At 69.6% G+C, this 18373-nt stretch carries 18 protein-coding genes; 9 read left to right on the top strand and 9 right to left on the bottom strand.

Annotated features, from left to right (window positions below; all coding sequences use genetic code 11):
• Window positions 1–74 precede the first annotated feature (74 nt).
• Window positions 75–866: a pentapeptide repeat-containing protein gene (locus tag ACFO0C_RS21390; protein WP_378068407.1), complete on the bottom strand. Its 792-nt coding sequence runs from the start codon at window positions 864–866 to the stop codon at window positions 75–77.
• A 54-nt stretch (window positions 867–920) separates the two neighbouring features.
• Here ACFO0C_RS21390 and rmuC point away from each other — a divergent pair, with 54 nt between their 5' ends.
• On the top strand, window positions 921–2054 hold the full coding sequence (gene rmuC / locus ACFO0C_RS21385) for a DNA recombination protein RmuC (RefSeq protein WP_378068406.1): 1134 nt from the start codon (window positions 921–923) through the stop codon (window positions 2052–2054).
• Here the strand turns inward: rmuC and ACFO0C_RS21380 are convergent.
• Complete coding sequence (locus ACFO0C_RS21380) at window positions 2047–3090, bottom strand: 4-hydroxy-3-methylbut-2-enyl diphosphate reductase (RefSeq protein ID WP_378068405.1); 1044 nt, start codon at window positions 3088–3090, stop codon at window positions 2047–2049. The two genes, rmuC and ACFO0C_RS21380, sit on opposite strands and share 8 nt — an antisense overlap.
• 11 nt (window positions 3091–3101) lie before the next feature.
• Here ACFO0C_RS21380 and ACFO0C_RS21375 point away from each other — a divergent pair, with 11 nt between their 5' ends.
• The 4 genes from ACFO0C_RS21375 to ACFO0C_RS21360 are packed head-to-tail and all read left to right on the top strand — an operon-like array spanning window position 3102 to window position 5563.
• A complete protein-coding gene (locus tag ACFO0C_RS21375; protein ID WP_378068404.1) occupies window positions 3102–3593 on the top strand; it encodes a hypothetical protein in 492 nt (163 codons plus the stop codon).
• Between the two features lie 9 nt (window positions 3594–3602).
• On the top strand, window positions 3603–4124 hold the full coding sequence (locus tag ACFO0C_RS21370; protein ID WP_378068403.1) for a hypothetical protein: 522 nt from the start codon (window positions 3603–3605) through the stop codon (window positions 4122–4124).
• Window positions 4125–4133: 9 nt separating this feature from the next.
• Window positions 4134–5360: an exodeoxyribonuclease VII large subunit gene (gene xseA, locus ACFO0C_RS21365; protein ID WP_378068402.1), complete on the top strand. Its 1227-nt coding sequence runs from the start codon at window positions 4134–4136 to the stop codon at window positions 5358–5360.
• Window positions 5360–5563: an exodeoxyribonuclease VII small subunit gene (locus ACFO0C_RS21360; RefSeq protein ID WP_378068401.1), complete on the top strand. Its 204-nt coding sequence runs from the start codon at window positions 5360–5362 to the stop codon at window positions 5561–5563. Before xseA ends, ACFO0C_RS21360 begins: the two co-directional genes overlap by 1 nt.
• Here the strand turns inward: ACFO0C_RS21360 and ACFO0C_RS21355 are convergent.
• Complete coding sequence (locus ACFO0C_RS21355) at window positions 5560–6120, bottom strand: DUF4245 domain-containing protein (protein ID WP_378068400.1); 561 nt, start codon at window positions 6118–6120, stop codon at window positions 5560–5562. The genes ACFO0C_RS21360 and ACFO0C_RS21355 overlap by 4 nt on opposite strands.
• Window positions 6121–6210: 90 nt before the next feature.
• Between ACFO0C_RS21355 and glpX the strand changes: the two genes are divergently transcribed.
• Window positions 6211–7248 carry a class II fructose-bisphosphatase gene (gene glpX / locus ACFO0C_RS21350; RefSeq protein ID WP_378068399.1) on the top strand — a complete coding sequence of 346 codons (1038 nt, stop codon included), beginning with the start codon at window positions 6211–6213 and terminating at the stop codon, window positions 7246–7248.
• Window positions 7249–7682: 434 nt separating this feature from the next.
• Here the strand turns inward: glpX and ACFO0C_RS21345 are convergent, their stop codons facing one another.
• The 4 genes from ACFO0C_RS21345 to ACFO0C_RS21330 form a co-directional block, all read right to left on the bottom strand.
• Complete coding sequence (locus ACFO0C_RS21345) at window positions 7683–8300, bottom strand: rhomboid family intramembrane serine protease (protein ID WP_378068398.1); 618 nt, start codon at window positions 8298–8300, stop codon at window positions 7683–7685.
• A 44-nt stretch (window positions 8301–8344) separates the two neighbouring features.
• Entirely contained in the window at window positions 8345–9067 is a 723-nt protein-coding gene (locus ACFO0C_RS21340; RefSeq protein WP_378068397.1) for a S1 family peptidase, read from the bottom strand.
• Between the two features lie 119 nt (window positions 9068–9186).
• Window positions 9187–9876 (bottom strand): aggregation-promoting factor C-terminal-like domain-containing protein, encoded by a 690-nt coding sequence (locus tag ACFO0C_RS21335; RefSeq protein ID WP_378068396.1) that lies wholly within the window; start codon window positions 9874–9876, stop codon window positions 9187–9189.
• A 197-nt stretch (window positions 9877–10073) separates the two neighbouring features.
• Entirely contained in the window at window positions 10074–11486 is a 1413-nt protein-coding gene (locus ACFO0C_RS21330; RefSeq protein WP_378068395.1) for a PhoH family protein, read from the bottom strand.
• Between the two features lie 277 nt (window positions 11487–11763).
• Between ACFO0C_RS21330 and otsB the strand changes: the two genes are divergently transcribed.
• Entirely contained in the window at window positions 11764–12570 is an 807-nt protein-coding gene (otsB, locus tag ACFO0C_RS21325; RefSeq protein WP_378068394.1) for a trehalose-phosphatase, read from the top strand.
• Between the two features lie 1425 nt (window positions 12571–13995).
• Here otsB and ACFO0C_RS21320 read toward each other — a convergent pair.
• Window positions 13996–14766 (bottom strand): isoprenyl transferase, encoded by a 771-nt coding sequence (locus ACFO0C_RS21320; RefSeq protein ID WP_378068393.1) that lies wholly within the window; start codon window positions 14764–14766, stop codon window positions 13996–13998.
• Between the two features lie 156 nt (window positions 14767–14922).
• Window positions 14923–16728, bottom strand: coding sequence for a phosphoenolpyruvate carboxykinase (GTP) (locus ACFO0C_RS21315; RefSeq protein ID WP_378068392.1), 1806 nt, complete (start codon window positions 16726–16728; stop codon window positions 14923–14925).
• Window positions 16729–17040: 312 nt separating this feature from the next.
• Between ACFO0C_RS21315 and ACFO0C_RS21310 the strand changes: the two genes are divergently transcribed.
• Together ACFO0C_RS21310 and ACFO0C_RS21305 are read left to right on the top strand one after the other, a co-directional pair.
• Window positions 17041–17805 (top strand): sigma-70 family RNA polymerase sigma factor, encoded by a 765-nt coding sequence (locus ACFO0C_RS21310; RefSeq protein WP_378068391.1) that lies wholly within the window; start codon window positions 17041–17043, stop codon window positions 17803–17805.
• Window positions 17786–18340 carry a GtrA family protein gene (locus ACFO0C_RS21305; protein WP_378068390.1) on the top strand — a complete coding sequence of 185 codons (555 nt, stop codon included), beginning with the start codon at window positions 17786–17788 and terminating at the stop codon, window positions 18338–18340. Before ACFO0C_RS21310 ends, ACFO0C_RS21305 begins: the two co-directional genes overlap by 20 nt.
• Window positions 18341–18373 lie beyond the last annotated feature (33 nt).

Raw genomic sequence — 18373 nt, 5'->3', positions numbered from 1 at the left:
GAAATCTGCGACGCCGTGAAAGTCCGGGATGCTACGGAAATGGGTCTGTGAGGTGAGCGGTTGGGTGGGCGGCGTCAGAAGTCGAAGCCTCCACCGCCGCCGAAATCGCTGAAGCCTCCGAAATCGCCGCCGGAGAAATCGCCGGGGCTGAAATCGCCGCCAGAGAAGTCGCCGCCCGCGATGTCGCCGCCAGAGAAGTCGCCGCCCGCGAAATCGGCGCCGCCGAAATCGCCGCCCGCGAAATCGGCGCCGCCGAAGTCGCCGAACTCCGGGGAGAACAGGGCGTCGAAGATCAGCATGCCGCCGAGGACGCCGGCGCCCGCGCCGAGAGCGGTCCGCCAGACAGGTGTCGAATACCAGCCGGACGGGACCGGGCGACCCTCGACCCGGCCGCCCGGGTAGTAGTAGGGGGTGTCGGAACCCGGGCGTGGGCCCGCCTTGTACGAATGGCCCTGCACGGTCACCTCACGCTCGTGGGTGATCCGGCCGGTGTTGTGGGCGGAGCTGAGCGGCGGCAGGTCGGGGCCCGGGTCGAGGCCCATGGCCAGGCGTGCCGCCCGTGCGTAGGTGAGACCCTCCAGTGCCGACTCGCGGGCGAGCTGGAACTGCCGGACCGAATTGGCGGTCTGGAGCTGGCCCCCGGCCGCGTTGTATCGCTCGCTCGCGTCGGCGAGCGCCTGACGTGCCGCCGGATCCTCGGAGGTGAGGTTCATGACCTGGCCGCCGAGCCGCTCATACCACCTCTGGGCGTCGGCCCGGGCGTCGTCGAGCTCGGTCTGCCGGCGGGCTTTGCCGCCTCGCTGGGTGGCCGCGATGGCCAGGCCGGCGAGCACCACGATGAGCAGGATCAGCAACACGCCTTTCATGTTTCCCACGGTACCCCCGCATGTCATGAGCGACCTGTCTGGCAATCTGCGAAGGTGACGTTCTCGACACTGGCCGTGATTCTTCTCTGTCTGGCGGCCGGCGCGGCGGTCGGCTGGCTGGCCGCGCGCGCCCGCGCGGCGACCGACATCGCCCGGCTGGAGGCGACCGTGGAGGCCGCCCGCGATGGTGAGCAGCGGCTGGAGCAGTCGCTGCGGGCTCTGTCCTATGAGGCGACCGCGCAGTCGCAGGAGGCGGTGGCGCGGGCGGTGGCGCCGTTGCACGACACCTTGCGGCGGTACGAGGATCGCGTCGCCCAGCTGGAACATGACCGGATCGACGCGTATGCGGAGTTGCGGGAGCAGGTCCGGGCGATGGGCGCGGTCTCCGGTGAGCTGCGGACGGAGACGCGGCAGCTGGTGTCGGCGTTGCGGGCGCCGCAGGTGCGGGGCCGGTGGGGTGAGCACCAGTTGCGTCGGATCGTGGAGGCGGCCGGGCTGCTGGAGCACTGTGATTTCGCGGAGCAGGTGACGGCGTCGACCGACGATTCCGGGGTGCGGCCGGACCTGGTGGTGCGGCTGCACGGCGGGCGGACGGTGGTGGTGGACGCGAAGGCGCCGCTGGAGGGCTATCTGTCGGCGATGGAGGCCCGTGACGAGCACACCCGGGACGGACATCTGGATCAGCATGCCCGGCATCTGCGGGCGCATGTGGACGCGCTGTCGGGGAAGCGGTACTGGTCGGCGTTCGAGTCGACGCCGGATTTCGTGGTGCTGTTCGTGCCGGCGGATCCGTTCCTGGATGCGGCGTTGCAGCGGGATCCGGCGCTGATGGAGCACGCGTTCCGGCGCAACATCGTGCTGGCGACACCGGCGACGCTGATCGCGATGCTGCGGACGGTCGCCTACTCGTGGCGGCAGGAGGCGCTGACCAGGAACGCGGCGGCGGTGCACGGCCTGGCGCGGGAGCTGTACGGCCGGCTGTCCACACTGGGTGATCATGTGGACAAGCTGGGGTCGGCGCTGGGCGGGGCGGTGACCGCGTACAACCGGGCGGTCGGGTCGCTGGAGTCGCGGGTGCTGGTGAGCGCCCGCAAACTGGCCGAGATGGGTGTCTCGGACGAGGAGCTGTTCCCACCGGTGCAGGTGGAGACGGCTCCCCGTCAGCCGCAGGCCCCCGAGTTCAGCTAGCGGCGCGGGCGGCCGCGGCGGCCTTCATGTCGCGGCGCAGCTCCTGCGGCAGGGAGAAGGTGAGGCGCTCCTCGGCCGTCGTGTACTCGGTGACCTCGCCGAAGCCACGGTCGGCGAGGTGGGCGAGGACCTCCATGACGAGGTCCTCGGGGACGCTGGCGCCGGACGAGACGCCGACCGTGGTGGCGCCGTCGAGCCACTCGTCCTGGATCTCGGAGGCGTAGTCGACGAGGTGGCCGGCGCGGGCTCCGGCGCCGAGGGCGACCTCGACGAGGCGCACCGAGTTGGACGAGTTGGTGGAGCCGACGACGATGACCACGTCGCAGTCGGGCGCGATCTCCTTGATCACGTGCTGCCGGTTGGACGTGGCGTAGCAGATGTCGTCGCTGGGTGGTGACTGGAGCAGCGGCAGACGGGTCTTGAGGCGGGCGACGGTCTCCATCGTCTCGTCGACCGACAGGGTGGTCTGCGACAGCCAGACGACCTTGGCCGGGTCACGGACGACGACGTTGTCGACGTCGTCGGGGCCGTCGACGAGCTGGATGTGCGCGGGCGCCTCGCCGGCGGTGCCGATGACCTCCTCGTGGCCCTCGTGGCCGATGAGCAGGATGTCGTAGTCCTCGGCGGCGAAGCGCTTGGCCTCGTGGTGGACCTTGGTCACCAGGGGGCAGGTGGCGTCGATGGCCTTGAGGTTGCGCTCGCGGGCCTGCTCGTGGACCTCGGGGGCGACACCGTGGGCGGAGAAGACGACAGTCGAGCCCTCGGGGACCTCGTAGTTCTCCTCCACGAAGATCGCACCGCGCGCTTCGAGGGTGCTGACCACGTGTTTGTTGTGCACGATCTGCTTGCGCACGTAGACCGGGGCGCCGTAGAGCTTCAGCGCCTCCTCGACGGTCTGCACGGCGCGGTCGACACCGGCGCAGTAGCCACGCGGCTTGGCGAGCAACACCCGCTTACGAGGTTCAGTCACCCGGCCATGGTACGTGCCCGCACCCGCACCCCGCCTGCGGCGAGATGTGCGGCACAGGTCGTGCATACTGCCCGGTCATGACGGGTCGCATCCTTCGGTTGACGGTGGGTCAGCTGAGTCTCACCTTCGGCATGTTCTGGTTGGTGATGAGCCTGACGGTGGCGGTCGACCGGCATGTCTTCGCGGGTGCGGCGATCGCCGGGGGCGGTCTGGTGCTGCTGCTGTGGCGGCGGATCCGGCTGCCGGTCCGGCTGGTCGCGGCCGGCGCCGTGGTGGCGGGACTGGCCGGTACGGCGGTGGGGCTGGCCGTGCGGTCGGTCAGCACGGGCGGGATGTACGGCTGGTTCGAGGGCCGGGGCTGGCCGTTCGAGTGGCTGGGCCGTGGCGGTCTGGCGGACAGTCCCGGAGAGGCGCGGCGGCGGGCGGTCGAGGACGGGTGGGGCGTCGACGTGCTCCGGCTGCTCGCGGACGTGACCGTGTGGGCGTACACCGGCTTGGTGTTGATCTGTCTGGTCGGTCTTGCCGCCCGTGCCCAAAAGCGGCGCGGGACACCGGAACGGGCGGAATAATCCCTGTTCATGAGCGCTGAGCAGTGGCCATCGATTCCGGCCGTGCTCCGTGTGATGTCCGGTTGGTTCCTGGTCGGGATCGGGTTGCTGAATCTGGCCGTGGAGTTCGACGGCGGGCTGACCGGCGCGTACCTGATCTTCCATCTGGTGATCACCGCCGGCGGAGTCCTGTTGCTGTTGCGGCGGAGGCCGCGGCCGAGCCGGGGTGGCTGGGTGGCGGCGGCCGTGCTGATCGTGGTGGTGTTCGTGGCGACGCTGGCGCCGGACACGTCGGCGTGCTGCATGGAGAACTATCCGGGGCGGCACGGGTACCCGTTCCCGTTCCTGGGCGCCGGTGGCGGCCTGCACGTGGACCCGCTGTATCTGGGTGCCGACCTGATCTTCTGGGGTTGCGCGAGCCTGCTGGCGGTGGTGGCGCTGGCGCTGACCGAGCGGGCGCTGCCGGAGCGGCGGGTCCCGGTGGACCTGAGCCTGTACGACGCCGTCGCCGGGCCGCCGGCGCGCAGCGAAAATGTCGGTGGGCTTACGTAATCTGGCCGGGTGAACGAGCCCGATAGCGCGCCGCGCAGTTCCGCCGACGAGCCGTGGCCGGTCCGCGTGGTCAGTCAGAAGATCACGGCGTGGATCAGCCGGCTCGGCTGGGTGTGGGTCGACGGCCAGGTCGCGCAGATCAGCCGCCGTCCCGGTTCCAACGTGGTCTTCCTGACCTTGCGTGACCCGTCGGCCGACCTGAGCCTGACCGTCACGACCAGCCATGACGTGCTGCATGCGGGTGCGCCGGAGCTGGCCGAGGGCGCCCGGGTGACGTTGCACGCCAAGCCGGAGTTCTATCCCGGCCGGGGCACGCTGAGCCTGCGGGCCGACGAGATCCGCCAGGTCGGCATCGGCGAGCTGCTGGCCCGCCTGGAGAAACTGAAACGGCTGCTCGCCGCGGAGGGCCTGTTCGCCCGGGAGCGCAAGCGGCGGCTGCCGTTCCTGCCGGGCCGGATCGGCCTGATCACGGGGCGGGCCAGCGCGGCCGAGCGTGACGTGCTGATGAATTCGCGTCGTCGCTGGCCGTCGGTCGACTTCCGGGTGGTCAACGTGCCGGTGCAGGGCCCGACGGCGGTGGCGCAGATCATCGACGCGCTGAAGGTGCTGGACGGTGACGACACGGTCGACGTGATCGTGATCGCCCGTGGTGGTGGCAGTGTCGAGGATCTGTTGCCGTTCTCCGACGAGGCGCTGTGCCGGGCGGTGTTCGCGGCCCGCACGCCGGTGGTGAGCGCGATCGGCCACGAGACCGACGCGCCGCTGCTCGACTACGTGGCCGACCTGCGGGCGTCGACGCCGACCGATGCGGCGAAACGGATCGTGCCGGACCTGGCCGACGAGCAGCGGCTGATCGGGCAGGCCCGGGGCCGGCTCGACCGGGCGGTGCTGGGCCTGATCGACCGGGAGCGGCAGCGGATCGAGGCGTGGCGGTCGCGGCCGGTGCTGGCCCGGCCGGAGGCGCTGCTCGGTCAGCGGGGTGTCGAGGTGTCGGCGTTGCGTGACCGGGCCGGCCGCAGTCTGGAGCAGCGGATCCGCCGGGCCGACGATGCTCTGGAGCACACCGTGGCCCGGCTGCGGGCGCTGTCGCCGGCCAAGACGCTGGAGCGGGGTTACGCGATCGTGCAGCGCCCGGACGGGCAGGTGGTCCGTGCCGCGGACGAGGTGGCCGCGGGTGACCTTCTTCGGATCCGGCTCGCCGAGGGCGAGCTTCGAGCAGCAGTGATGGAGAGCTGATGAGCGACGAGAAACTGTCCTACGAGCAGGCGCGGACCGAGCTGGCGTCGGTGGTGGAGCGGCTGGAGCAGGGCGGCGGCACGCTGGAGGAGTCGCTGGCGCTGTGGGAGCGCGGGGAGGAGCTGGCCGACGTCTGTCACCGCTGGCTGGATGGTGCCCGGGAGCGCATCGAGGCGGCCCGGGCGGCCAGATCCGACGGTTAGAGGGCGGCCGCGAGCTTCTCCAGGTTGGTGGTGTCGGCGCCGTCGCCGATGATCACGATGGTGCTGGCCTGCTCGGTCGCGATCAGGGCGGTCTCGCTCTCCCGGCCGCGGTAACGCATCCAGGTGCGTTCGTCGGTGCGGTAGGCGCCGATCCGCTCGCCCTGCGGGCCGACCTCGGCGGGGACGAGCGTGGCCGGCGCGACGTTGCTCTGCACCAGCAGGATCGGCCGGCCGTCGGGGTCGACGTATCCGAGGCGCAGGGTCGCCCCGCCGTCCTCGCGGCGGAAGTTGGCCGACGTCACGTGCCAGTCGTCGCCGAGCCCGGCCGGCTGGGCGACGGGGAACTCGCGGGTGGCGAGCTCGATGGACGACGTCGGGTCCACCGCGATCGGCCGGTCGCCCTCCAGCACCACCCGGTAGAAGGTGAGGAACAGCGCGATCGGCACGAGAAGCACCAGCAGGGACAGGATCATGTCGCGCGGGCGGCGCCCCTCCCGGGGCGACAGGCGCGGGGAGGCCGCTGCGGGCGATTCGGAGGCAGGTTCCACGATCCCCATTGTTAACCACGTCGCTGAAACGGGACTTGGCACGTCCTCGGATGCCAGGATCGGAGGAATCACACCCCGCAACGTCGCGAGGAGGCCGCCGTGCCCGCACGAGTCCCCCAGGATCTCGACCGCAACATCGCCCTCGACCTCGTCCGCGTGACCGAGGCCGCCGCCATGGCGGCCGGTCGCTGGGTCGGCCGAGGCGACAAGAACGGCGGTGACGGTGCCGCCGTCGACGCCATGCGCAAGCTCATCAATTCGATCCAGATGCGCGGCGTCGTCGTCATCGGTGAGGGTGAGAAAGACGAAGCGCCGATGCTCTTCAACGGGGAGCGGGTCGGTGACGGCACCGGGCCGGAGGTGGACGTCGCTGTCGACCCGATCGACGGCACCACCCTGATGAGCAAGGGCATGCCCGGTTCGATCGCGGTGCTGGCGGTCGCCGAGCGGGGCGCGATGTTCGACCCGAGCGCCGTCTTCTACATGGACAAGATCGCTGTCGGCCCGGACTGTGCCGACGTGATCGACATCGACGCGGGCGTGAAGGAGAACCTGCGGCGTATCGCCAAGGCGAAACGCTCCAGCGTGTCCGACGTCACGGTGTGCATCCTGGACCGTCCGCGGCACTCGAAGCTGGTCGAGGAGGTGCGGCAGGCCGGCGCCAACATCAAGTTCATCTCGGACGGTGACATCGCCGGTGCCATCTCGGCGGCCCGTCTGGAGTCCGACGTCGACGTGCTGATGGGTGTCGGCGGCACCCCCGAGGGCATCACCGCGGCATGTGCCCTGAAATGTCTCGGCGGCATGATCCAGGCGAAACTGTGGCCTCTCGACGACACCGAGCGGGAGAAGGCGATCGCCGCCGGCCACGATCTCGACCGCGTCCTCACCACCGACGACCTGGTCACCGGCGACAACTGCTTCTTCGTCGCGACCGGCGTGACCAGCGGTGACCTGCTCAAGGGCGTCCGGTACCGCTCCGGCGGCGCGCACACCCAGTCGATCGTGATGCGGTCCAAGAGCGGCACGATCCGGGTCATCGACTCCTACCACCGCCTGGAGAAACTGGCCCTCTACTCGGCCGTCGACTTCGACGGGCACCTGCCGACGGTCCCGCTCGGCGACCCCACAATCTGATCGTTTCCGGTCAAAACCTTGCTGTTGTACGGCTAGCCCGCACCCGTCGGAACGTGGACCGTCCCGTGGCTCCCGCGCGGCGTCCGCGGCACTCCGGACCGCAGCGCGACCGCCGGGCTGAATGCGGTGGCCATGTGGTGGTGTGCGGTGCAGGACGCACCGCACACCACCACACGGCAGGATGCGACCCCACCCATGAAAGCCACCACAAATCACCACGTATCAAAACTGAAGCCGGAAAGTGGTGACATCAGGCACGGAGCACGCCACAGGTCACCACGTAGCGGGACGACACAGGCTGCGGGGCGTCGTGGGGCGGTGGGGGCCGCATTCTGCCCGCCGGTCGTGTCACGGTCCGGAGTGCCGCGGACGTCGCGCGGGAGCCACGCGACGGCCTGGCTTCCGGGGCGGCTCACGCCGTACCAGAAAAGGATCTAACGGCGACGGAAGATGAACGCCGCGACGATGCCGCCGAGCAGGCCCAGCAGATGTCCCTGCCAGGAGATCCGCTGGTCGGTGGGCAGCACGTTGAACAGCTGGTACCAGTAGAGAAGCCCGATGAACGCGGCCACCGCGAAGTGCCACCAGCTGCGCTCGACGACGCCGCGGGCGAGCAGCAGGCCGAGATAGCCGAAGATGACGCCGCTGGCGCCGACGACGACGGTGCCCGCGTCGCCGATGAACCAGACGCCGACCCCGGCCACCGCCATGATCAGCACCGTCGACCAGATGAACCGGCGCGCGCCGCCGGCCAGGACGAACGTGCCGAGCAGGATGAGCGGGACCGCGTTGCCGTAGAGGTGCTCCCATCCGTCGTGCAGGAACGGGCTGAACAGGATGCCGTCGATGCCCGCCGGCGAGCGGGGGATGATGCCGCCGGCCAGATCGAGGGTCCCCGGGCCGAGGGCGATGTCGATCACTTCGATCAGGAACAGGGCCGGGATGACGGCACACATCGTCACGAAGGCGCGCCCGAGCGACGCGTAGAAAGCCTCGGTGCCGAACCGTCCCGCCTCGTCCGTGCGTGCGCCTGCTGCCCACCCGTAAGCCATGCTGTCGATGGTGGCAGGAGCAGGCCAGCGCGGCCACTCGGAGGTCAGCCGAGACGACCGGCCGCGGCCCGGATGTCGTCGCGGAACTTGGCGATCTGTGTATATACGCCGAAGTAGCCGTCACGGGCGCAGCCGAGTCCCCAGCTGACGATGCCGACCTGCACCCACCGGCCGAGACGGTCCCGTCGCACCATCGGCCCTCCGGAGTCGCCCTGACACGTGTCGACGCCGCGGCGGCCGGCACAGATGGACTCGTCGCGGACCAGTTCGACACCGGCCTTGCGGTAGGCGGCGGCGCACTCCTCGTCGGGGATCGTCGGCACCGTCGCGTAGTGCAGCCGTCGTTCCTGCTGCCGCGCCGACTCCCTGGTCTGCCCCCAGCCCATCACGGTGAACGTGCCCTCGTCGGTGTCGTCGGGGGTCAGCGGCAGGATGGGCAGTGGCAGTTCCTTCTCGAGACGGACGACCGCCCAGTCGTCGCCGCTGGTCTCGGTGACGAAATCCGGGGAGCGGTAGACCTCCACCGATTTGACGGCGATCGCGGACCTCGAGTCCAGGTCGGGTGCCCCGGCGGTCACGGTGATCTTGTCGTTGGGGCCAGTGGGGCCCACGCAGTGCCCGGCGGTGAGGACGACCCGGGGCGCGGTGAGGGCGCCACCGCAACCCATCGAGAGCCGGACCGCCCAGGGGAACTTCCCGCTGCCGGCGATCTTGCCACCGACCACGTCACGTGCCGGTGCGTGTCCGGAATCCGCCCACGCGGGCACATCGGTACCCGTGAGAGCGAAAATCAGGAAAAAATACGCCGCTTTCCGGACCATGTGGACATTTGATCACAGCGAAACGGGGCCGCGCAGAAAGCCGCGCAGCCCCGTCACCAGGATCGTCAGTACCAGCCGACGTTCTGCGAGTGGCTCCACGCGCCACACGGAGTGTCGTAGCGGCCCTTGATGTAGCCGAGACCCCACTTGATCTGGGTGGCCGGGTTCGTCTTCCAGTCCGAGCCCTCCGACGCCATCTTGCTGCCGGGCAGGGCCTGCGGAATCCCGTACGCCCCGGAACCGCTGTTGAGGGCCTTGTAGTTCCAGCCACTCTCCTTCTTCCACAGCTTGTCCAGGCACGGGAACTGGTCGAGACCGAAGCCGGCGTCCAGCATCAGCGCGCACCCGATCTTGCGGCTGCCACTGTACTCGTTGCAGGACTCGGGGATCTCACCGGTGTAGACGACCGGACCGGCGGCCTCCTCGGCCTTCTTGGCCTCGGCTGCCTCCTTGGCCTCGATGACCTCTTTCTCCAGCTTGCGCGCCTTGGAAGCGGCGGACTGAACCTCGGTGGCGGCCTTCGCGGCGGCGGCCTCCTCGGCCACCACGCGGTGCGCGCGGGCGGCGGCGTGATCGGCCTGACGCGCCTTCAGCAGGCGCATCTCGTCCTCGTTGGCCTTCAGCACCAGCTGCGCGTCGGCACTCTGCTGCTGAACGTCCCGGTTCTGACCCAGGTACACACCACCGGTGAGACCCAGAACGAGAAGACCGACCGAGGCCGCACGGACACCCATCCGGCTCCAGAGCCGCTTCACGAAGATTCCCTTCGTCGGGGGCAAGGAAGCGGCGCGTCGACACCCCGTCGGGGCGGATCGCGCCGCATGTTGCTCGCCGAACACCATGGCGCAACGTGAAGTGGATGTGAAACGCCAGCGCGGCTATGTGACTTTAGTCACACGACTTACCGGGTGAATCCGGCACGAAGCAGCCACGCTGACGTTCTCACGATCTCTTACAGCGGGATTTCCTCCAGCAGGTCGGTCACCACCTCGGCGATCGGCGAACGCTCCGACCGGGTGAGGGTCACGTGCGCGAAGATCGGATGACCCTTCAGCGCCTCGATCACCGCCGTGACACCGTCATGCCGGCCGACCCGAAGGTTGTCCCGCTGGGCGACGTCGTGGGTCAGCACGACCCGCGAGTTCTGCCCGATCCGGGAGAGCACGGTCAGCAGCACGTTGCGCTCCAGCGACTGCGCCTCGTCGACGATCACGAACGCGTCGTGCAGGCTCCGGCCCCGGATGTGGGTCAGCGGCAGCACCTCGAGCATGCCGCGGGCCATCACCTCGTCGACCACGTTGGAATGCGCCACCGAACCGAGCGTGTCGAAGACCGCCTGCGCCCAGGGCGACATCTTCTCCGACTCGCTGCCGGGCAGGTAGCCGAGCTCCTGGCCGCCGACGGCGTAGAGCGGGCGGAACACCACCACCTTCTTGTGGCGGTTGCGCTCCATCGTCGCCTCCAGGCCCGCGCAGAGCGCCAGAGCCGACTTACCGGTACCGGCCCGGCCGCCCAGCGACACGATGCCGATCTGCTCGTCCATCAGGATGTCCAGCGCCACCCGCTGCTCGGCCGAGCGGCCCCGCAGCCCGAACGCGTCCCGGTCGCCACGGACCAGCTTGATCGACTTGTCCGGGTTGACCCGGGCCAGCGCCGAACCCCGCGGCGAATGGATCACCAGGCCGGTGTGGCACGGCAGGTTCTCCGCCTCCTCCACCTCCAGCTCGTCGCCGGAGTAGAGCGAGACCACCTGCTCCTCGGAGAGCTCCAGGTCGGCCATCCCGGTCCAGGTGGGGTCGCTGGCCTGGCCGTGCCGGTACTCGTCGGCGGTCAGACCGACCGAGGCCGCCTTGACCCGCAGCGGCATGTCCTTGCTGACCAGCGTCACCTCACGGCCCTCGGCGGCCAGGCCCAGCGCCACCGAGAGGATGCGGGTGTCGTTGGAGTCGTTACGGAAGCCGTGCGGCAGCGCGCTCTGGTCGGCGTGGTTGAGCTCGACCCGCAGCGTGCCACCCTCGTCGTTGCAGAGCACCGGCTGGTCCAGGCGGCCGAACTTGATCCGCAGCTCGTCCAGCATCCGCAGCGCCTGCCGGGCGAACCAGCCCAACTCGGGGTGGTGACGTTTACCCTCCAGCTCGGAGATGACCACGAGAGGCACGACCACCTCGTGGTCGGTGAACCGGCGGAAAGCCGCCGGGTCGGACAGCAGGACCGAAGTGTCCAGAACGAAGACCCTGCCGGCGGTGGCGGGTTCCGCGTCGGCGTGCCTGTCCCGGGTCTTACGACGACCCGTCGTGGCACGGCTGCTGGAGACTTTTTCGGCCGGGTTCTGGTCGACCCCGGCATCGGTACGGCGAGATGTCACAGGCCTGCTCCAGCGGGCGTGCAACCCGGTACGCCCGCGGTCCGCCACCTACCGGTCGCCGGCCCTCTGCACGGGGTCGGATTGCGGTCCCCGTGGCGCAGTCGTCGCAGGTCCGGGCCGACCGGCTGGCCCGGGACGACCCCGTGCCATGACTCAAACGCTAGCGGTCAACTACGTCCCGCGGTAGTGCGCAAAATCGGGCACCGAAGGGTGACGCTCGCCTCGGACCGAAATCGGCGGGCTTAAAAGAGGACCATCCGCGGGTAATCTGGCTCCCGTGGCAGAGACTGCGCGCCCGATACACCCGCTGACCACCGACGAGGCGTGGGCGTTCACCGCTTCACGCGCCTCCGCGACGACGTTCTTCTTCGACTTCGACGGTGTCCTTTCACCCGTCACCGACGACCCGGACGCCTCACAGCCGGTGCCCGAAGTGCTCGGCGTCCTGGAGCGTCTGGCCGACTCGGTCGCCCGTGTGGCGATCGTCTCGGCCCGTCCGGTCAGTTTCCTGAGATCCCGCTTCGAGAGCCTCGACAACGTCGACCTGCACGGCCTCTACGGCCTGGAGGTGTGGCACGACGGCCAGGTCGTCACCGAGCCGGCCGCCCTCGACTTCGTGCCCGCGATGTCCGACCTCGCCGAGCTGGCCCGCACCGAGCTGCCCGCCGAGATCCTCGTGGAGTACAAGAGGCTCTCCGTGGCCCTGCACTACCGCACCGCCCCCGACCAGGCCCGCGCCGTCGAGCGGTGGGCCCACGAGCAGGCCGAGCGGCTCGGCCTGCGCATCCAGCACGGTCGCATGGTGGTCGAGCTCAAACCCCCCGTCGACCAGGACAAGGGCGTGGTCATCACCGAGGGCGTCCGCAACGCCGGCTGCGCCTGGTATTTCGGTGACGACATGTCCGACATCAAGGCATTCGACGCGCTGCGTGCCCGCGAGGCCGTCGACCCCGCCTTCTTCGGCATGGCCGTCGCCGTCGCCAACCCCGAGACCGGGGCCGAGGTCTCCAGCGCCGCCGACCTGACCCTGGAGTCCCCCGACGCGGTGGCCGCTTTCCTCACCGAGGGCCTGGGTCGCTTCTGACCCCCTTGGTGGGTGCGGGTGTGGGTCGCCCCCCCCACCACGTGGACGTCCCGTGCTTCCCACGCGACGTCCACGGTCACCGCATCATCCGGAGACCTGTGTTCACAGCCCCTTTCGGATGCGGCGCCACGCCGCCGGCCCGTGCGGATGCGGCGCCACGCCGCCGGCCCGTGCGGATGCGGCGCCACGCCGCCGGCCCGTGCGGATGCGGCGCCACGCCGTCAGCCCGTGCGGATGCGGCGCCACGCCGTCAGCCCGTGCGGATGCGGCGCCACGCCGTCAGCCCGTGCGGATGCGGCGCCACGCCGTCAGCGCTGTATTCCTGGCACCACTCGTCTTCCCGGCTCGGCGCCACCCGACCGGAGCCTTGACCAGGACGTTCACCGGGCTGCCCGGCCGGATCTTGACCGATTGACCACCGCATTCGGTGGTGTATCGGCCTAGATCGGCCGGGCGAACTCGGCATACGGTGGTGGTCGCCGCACCGGCGGCCTGCCTACGCACCGCACCCGTCTCGCCGGCCATGTCGACGTCACACGCACGGCACCCGTCTCGCCGGCCATGTCGACGTCGCACGAGGGACGATAGGCGCACACAGTCGCGGATCGTGCGATCTCACCGTCGCCGTAAGCGACGATCAACGCACACGGAGCACGGATCGTGCGCGCTATCCTCGCCACGGCGATTGTCATGTCCCGGGACATCAGCGATGAAAGATCCTCATGGGACTGAACACGCCATCGCGGTGACAGAAGCCCACACAACGCCTTTGTATGCGCTCGTCACCGCTGTTGCCGCAATCAGCGCAGACTACAAGTGGCCATGACAACGAAATCCGGCCGCCTGGTTACCTCCGCAACCACCACGGACCGGGCGACGGCCACGGTTCGCGCATCGTGGTAGCCAGGGGCGGGGTGGGTTCGGTGGGCCAGCCGGCCGTACAAGAAAGGGATCGGCGGTAAGACACCGCGGGCCGCAACGCTGATCAGGGACCGAGAGGTAGGCGCGGAGGGCAAAGCGATCTCGGACCGAGAGATATGCGCGGACCGGAAGGTGCCGCCGGAAGGTGCCGCCGGAAGGTCGCGCCGGACGGTGCCGCCGGAAGGTCGCGCCGGACGGTGCCGCCGGAGGGTCGCGCGAGGTGACCAGGGACCGGAAGGTGGGCCGCAAGCGACCGCAGACCGGAAGGTGGGCCGCAAGCGACCGCAGACCGGAAGGTGGGCCGCAAGCGACCGCGGACCGGAAGGTGGGCCGCAAGCGGCGTCAGACCGGAAGGCAGGGCGCAGGTGACACGTGGACCGGCAGTGGGCGCAGGGGGCCGTGGACCGGGACGTGGGTTCGGAGCGGAACGTCATCGCCGGACGGAAGAAGGGCGCGTGGTGGCCGCGGAGCGGACGGCGCCCGGAGGACGGGGAGCGGGGCCGGTCAGGCGCCGTAACGGCGCTGGCGGGAGGCGTATGAGCGCAACGCCCGCAAGAAGTCGATGCGGCGGAAGTCGGGCCAGTTGGCGTCGTGGAAGTAGAACTCCGAATGGGCCGACTGCCACAGCAGGAAACCGGAGAGGCGCTGTTCGCCGCTGGTGCGGATGACGAGGTCGGGGTCGGGCTGGCCGCGGGTGTAGAGGTGTTCGGCGATGTGTTCGACGTCGAGGATCTCGGCCAGCTCCTCGATGGTGCCGCCGGTCGCGGCGTGCTCGTAGAGCAGGGAGCGGACCGCGTCGGTGATCTCGCGACGGCCGCCGTAGCCGACCGCCATGTTGACCTCGACGCCGTCGCAGCGGTCGCGGGTCTTCTCCTGCGCGGCCTTCAGGGTGGCGGCGGTGGCGGCGGGCAGCAGGTCGAGGGCGCCGACCATGCGCAGCCGCCAGGGGTTGCCCTCCTCGGCCAGCTCGGTCGCCAGGTCCTCGATGATCTTGACGAGGGGGTCCAGCTCGGCGGCGGCGCGGCGCAGGTTGTCGGTGGCCAGCAGGTAGAGCGTGACGTGCTCGATACCGGACTGGTCGCACCAGGTCAGCAGGTCCTTGACGCGGGTGGCGCCGACCCGGTGGCCGTCGTTGGGGTCGACGAAGCCCATCTCCCGGGCCCACCGGCGGTTGCCGTCGCACATCACGCCGATGTGTTTGGGCACGGGCTTGCCGGCCAGCTTCCCCGCCAGCCGCCGCTCGTAAAAGGTGTAGACCAGAGAACGCAGACTCATCACCCCAAAGCGTAGCCACCCCCGCCAGAGGCTCAAGCGGGGCGGGGCGCCATGGGGCCGTCCGCAACGAGGATGCGCCCGATCGTGCGATCGGGCGGTCCGCCGACCGGCCGGTCCCGCCCGGGCGCCGTTGCCGCGGGCGGGACCGTCCGGTTGTCAGGCGTCGGCGAGGCGCGCCTTCAGCGCGTCGAGCTCGGCCCAGAGTACGGCCGGGAGCTTGTCGCCGAACTTGTTGAACCATTCGGTGACCTGCGGAATCTCCGCCTGCCACTCGGCCGGGTCGACCCGCAGCGCCGCCGCCAGGTCGGCCGGGTCGATGTCCAGGCCGGTCAGGTCGAGCGCCTCCGGGGTGGGCACGTGCCCGATCGGGGTCTCGACGGCGTCGGCCTTGCCGTCGAGGCGCTCGACGACCCACTTGAGGACACGGCTGTTCTCACCGAATCCGGGCCACAGGAACTGGCCCTCGTCGCCGCGCCGGAACCAGTTGACGTAGAAGACCTTCGGCAGCTTGGCGGCGTCGCCGGACGCGCCCTTGGCCATGTCGATCCAGTGCTGGAAGTAGTCGCCGGCGTGGTAGCCGATGAACGGCAGCATCGCCATCGGGTCGCGCCGGACCACACCGACCTGGCCGACCGCGGCCGCGGTGGTCTCCGACGACAGGGTGGCGCCCAGGTAGACCCCGTGCACCCAGTCGCGGGCCTCGCTGACCAGCGGGATCGTGGTCTTGCGGCGGCCGCCGAAGAGGATCGCGTCGATCGGTACGCCCCGCGGGTCATGGTATTCGTCGGCGAGGATCGGGCACTGCTCGATCGGCGTGCAGAACCGGCTGTTCGGGTGGCTGGAGACGGCGTCCGACTCGGGCGTCCAGTCCTTGCCCTTCCAGTCGGTCAGGTGCGCGGGCGGCTCGCCCATGCCCTCCCACCAGATGTCGCCGTCGTCGGTGAGCGCCACGTTGGTGAAGACCGAGTTGCCCTTGGCCAGGGTGCGCATCGCGTTCGGGTTGGTGTGGAAGTCGGTGCCGGGCGCGACGCCGAACAGGCCGAACTCGGGGTTCGTGGCCCACAGCCGGCCGTCCTCGCCGAACCGCATCCAGGCGATGTCGTCACCGACGGTCTCGACCTTCCACCCGTCGAGAGTCGGCTCCAGCATCGCGAGGTTGGTCTTGCCGCACGCCGACGGGAACGCGCCGGCGATGTACCGGACGACACCTTCCGGCGAGGTCAGCTTCATGATCAGCATGTGCTCGGCGAGCCAGCCCTCGTCGCGGGCGGCCACGCTGGCGATCCGCAGCGCGAAGCACTTCTTGCCCAGCAGCGAGTTGCCCCCGTAACCCGAGCCGAACGACCAGATCTCCCGGGTCTCCGGGAAGTGCGAGATGTACTTCGTCTCGTTGCACGGCCAGGCGACGTCCTGCTGCCCCTCGGTCAGGGGCGCGCCGATCGAGTGCAGTGCCGGGACGAAGTCGGCGTCGTCGCCCATCACCTTGAGGACCTCGGCGCCCATCCGGGTCATGATCCGCATGCTGGCCACCACGTAGGGGCTGTCGGTCAGCTCGACGCCGAACATCGGCTCGGCCGCGTCGAGCGGGCCCATGCAGAACGGGACGACGTACATCGTCCGGCCGGTCATACATCCCCGGTACAGCCCGGTCATCAGTTGCTTCATCTCGGCCGGGTCCATCCAGTTGTTGGTGGGACCGGCGTCGGCCTCGTCGACCGAGCAGATGTAGGTGCGCTCCTCGACGCGCGCCACATCGGACGGGTCGGTGCGCGCCCAGAACGAGTTCGGTTTCTTCTCGTCGTCGAGGCGCACCAGGGCGCCGGACTCGACGAGCTCGTCGGTGAGACGGGTCCACTCGGCCTCGGAACCGTCGCACCAGACGATGCGGTCGGGTGTGGTCAGGGCGGCGACCTCGTCGATCCACGCGAGCAACCGCGGGTGCGAGGTAGGGGGCTGAGTCAAGGTGAAGCTCCTTCGGTCGGCACTGACCTATGACTGATCAACCGGATAAACCGGCTCTGTCATGGGGGAGTCACGTCAGCGTAAGCCCGACTGAGCATTGAGTTCATCGGTTGCATCTGTGGACAACCGCACAATCTTTGGTTGCTTTGCTCGCAGACGAGCGATTCTTCGCCGCAAAGCGCAACTGTGCGCAAGCCGGCCCGATCCGGCCGAGCCACACCGTCACTCTCGACAACTTTCACAAATAGGACTTATCGGCTTAGACTTTCGCCTAATCGGGCTTTCCTCGCAGTTCCTGCCACAGGAGGCGGAATGACGATCCCGGGCACCGACGCGGACTCGGACACCGGCCTGCTGGCCGCGGTCCGGGCCGGCGACACCGCCGCGTTCGGGACGCTCTACGAGCGCCACCACGTGGCAGCCCGCAAGTTCGCCTTCGGACTGGTCCACGATCGCGCCGACGTCGACGACCTGGTGGCCGAGACGTTCGCCAAGGTGTTCGCGACGCTGCGCGCCGGCCGGGGGCCGCTGGTGGCGTTCCGCGCCTATCTGCACACGACCATGCGCCACCTCAGATATCAGCGGGCGCGACGGGACCGGCGCCTGGAGTTCACCGACGACCTGACCCGGTACGACGCGGGCGAACCGTTCACCGACCCGGCACTGGACCGGCTGGAGCGTACGTTCGCGGCGGCCGCCTTCCGGCAGTTGCCCGAGCGCTGGCGTGACGTGCTGTGGCAGACCGAGGTGGAGGGCAGCACACCGGCCGAGCTGGCGCCACGGATGGGCCTCACCCCGAACGCGGTGGCCGTCCTCGCCCATCGCGCACGCGAGGGACTGCGCAGCCTCTATCTGCAGCAGCACGTGGCCGTGGCCGACCATCCGGAATGCCGCTGGGCCGGCGAGCGGCTCGGCGGCCAGCTCCGCGGACGGCTCGCCCCGCGTGACGCACATCGCATGCGCGGCCACCTGGGATGGTGCTCGGAATGCCGGAACAGGCTGGCCGAGATCCGCGAGGTCGACGGATTCCGTCACGCCCCGTATCGCCAGCGTCACCATGCCGAGACGTCCGGTTAAGACCCGGCAACGAGGACGGCGCTGGGTGACCCGCGCCGGTACCCTCGGATCCGTGCCCCCCAAACATCCGCAGGCGAACACCCTGCGCACCCGGATCACGGGACTCGTCCGCGAGTTGGGCAAATTCGGAGTGGTCGGCGGCATCGCCTTCACCGTTGACTTCGTGCTCTTCAACATCCTGCTGTCGAGCGGGCTGGAGACGCTGACCGCCAAGGCCGTCTCCACCATCGTGGCCACCACGATCGCGTTCTTCGGCAACCGTTTCTGGACGTGGCGTGACGGTGAGCACACCAACATGGCGCGGCAGTACACGACGTTCTTCGTACTGAACCTGATCGGCCTGGGTATCGCTCTGGCATGCCTCGCGATCAGCCACTACGGCCTCGGGCAGATCTGGCCGCAGCTGCAGAGCCCACTCGCCGACAACATCGCGGGCGTCGGCGTCGGGACAGTCCTCGGTACCATGTTCCGCTTCTGGTCCTACCGCCGATTCGTCTTCCGGGTCACCGCCGCCCCGGCGCCAGTTTCACAGTGACTCGGCGTAATCGCCCCCGTTCCCGTAAGGTTG

It is taken from the genome of Actinoplanes subglobosus, assembly GCF_042650585.1.
In the GTDB taxonomy this organism is placed as follows: domain Bacteria; phylum Actinomycetota; class Actinomycetes; order Mycobacteriales; family Micromonosporaceae; genus Actinoplanes; species Actinoplanes subglobosus.
The sequence above is the reverse complement of the archived record's forward strand: the minus strand, read 5'-3'. Positions and strand labels throughout refer to the sequence as shown.

What these genes read in the sequence shown, in the direction of transcription:
- ACFO0C_RS21390 (WP_378068407.1), bottom strand. Translation starts at nt 866, where the DNA reads ATGAAAGGCGTGTTGCTGATCCTGCTCATCGTGGTGCTCGCCGGCCTG.
- ACFO0C_RS21380 (WP_378068405.1), bottom strand. Translation starts at nt 3,090, where the DNA reads ATGCACGACCTGTGCCGCACATCTCGCCGCAGGCGGGGTGCGGGTGCG.
- ACFO0C_RS21375 (WP_378068404.1), top strand. Translation starts at nt 3,102, where the DNA reads ATGACGGGTCGCATCCTTCGGTTGACGGTGGGTCAGCTGAGTCTCACC.
- ACFO0C_RS21370 (WP_378068403.1), top strand. Translation starts at nt 3,603, where the DNA reads ATGAGCGCTGAGCAGTGGCCATCGATTCCGGCCGTGCTCCGTGTGATG.
- ACFO0C_RS21360 (WP_378068401.1), top strand. Translation starts at nt 5,360, where the DNA reads ATGAGCGACGAGAAACTGTCCTACGAGCAGGCGCGGACCGAGCTGGCG.
- ACFO0C_RS21355 (WP_378068400.1), bottom strand. Translation starts at nt 6,120, where the DNA reads ATGGGGATCGTGGAACCTGCCTCCGAATCGCCCGCAGCGGCCTCCCCG.
- ACFO0C_RS21345 (WP_378068398.1), bottom strand. Translation starts at nt 8,300, where the DNA reads ATGGCTTACGGGTGGGCAGCAGGCGCACGCACGGACGAGGCGGGACGG.
- ACFO0C_RS21320 (WP_378068393.1), bottom strand. Translation starts at nt 14,766, where the DNA reads ATGAGTCTGCGTTCTCTGGTCTACACCTTTTACGAGCGGCGGCTGGCG.
- ACFO0C_RS21310 (WP_378068391.1), top strand. Translation starts at nt 17,041, where the DNA reads ATGACGATCCCGGGCACCGACGCGGACTCGGACACCGGCCTGCTGGCC.
- ACFO0C_RS21305 (WP_378068390.1), top strand. Translation starts at nt 17,786, where the DNA reads ATGCCGAGACGTCCGGTTAAGACCCGGCAACGAGGACGGCGCTGGGTG.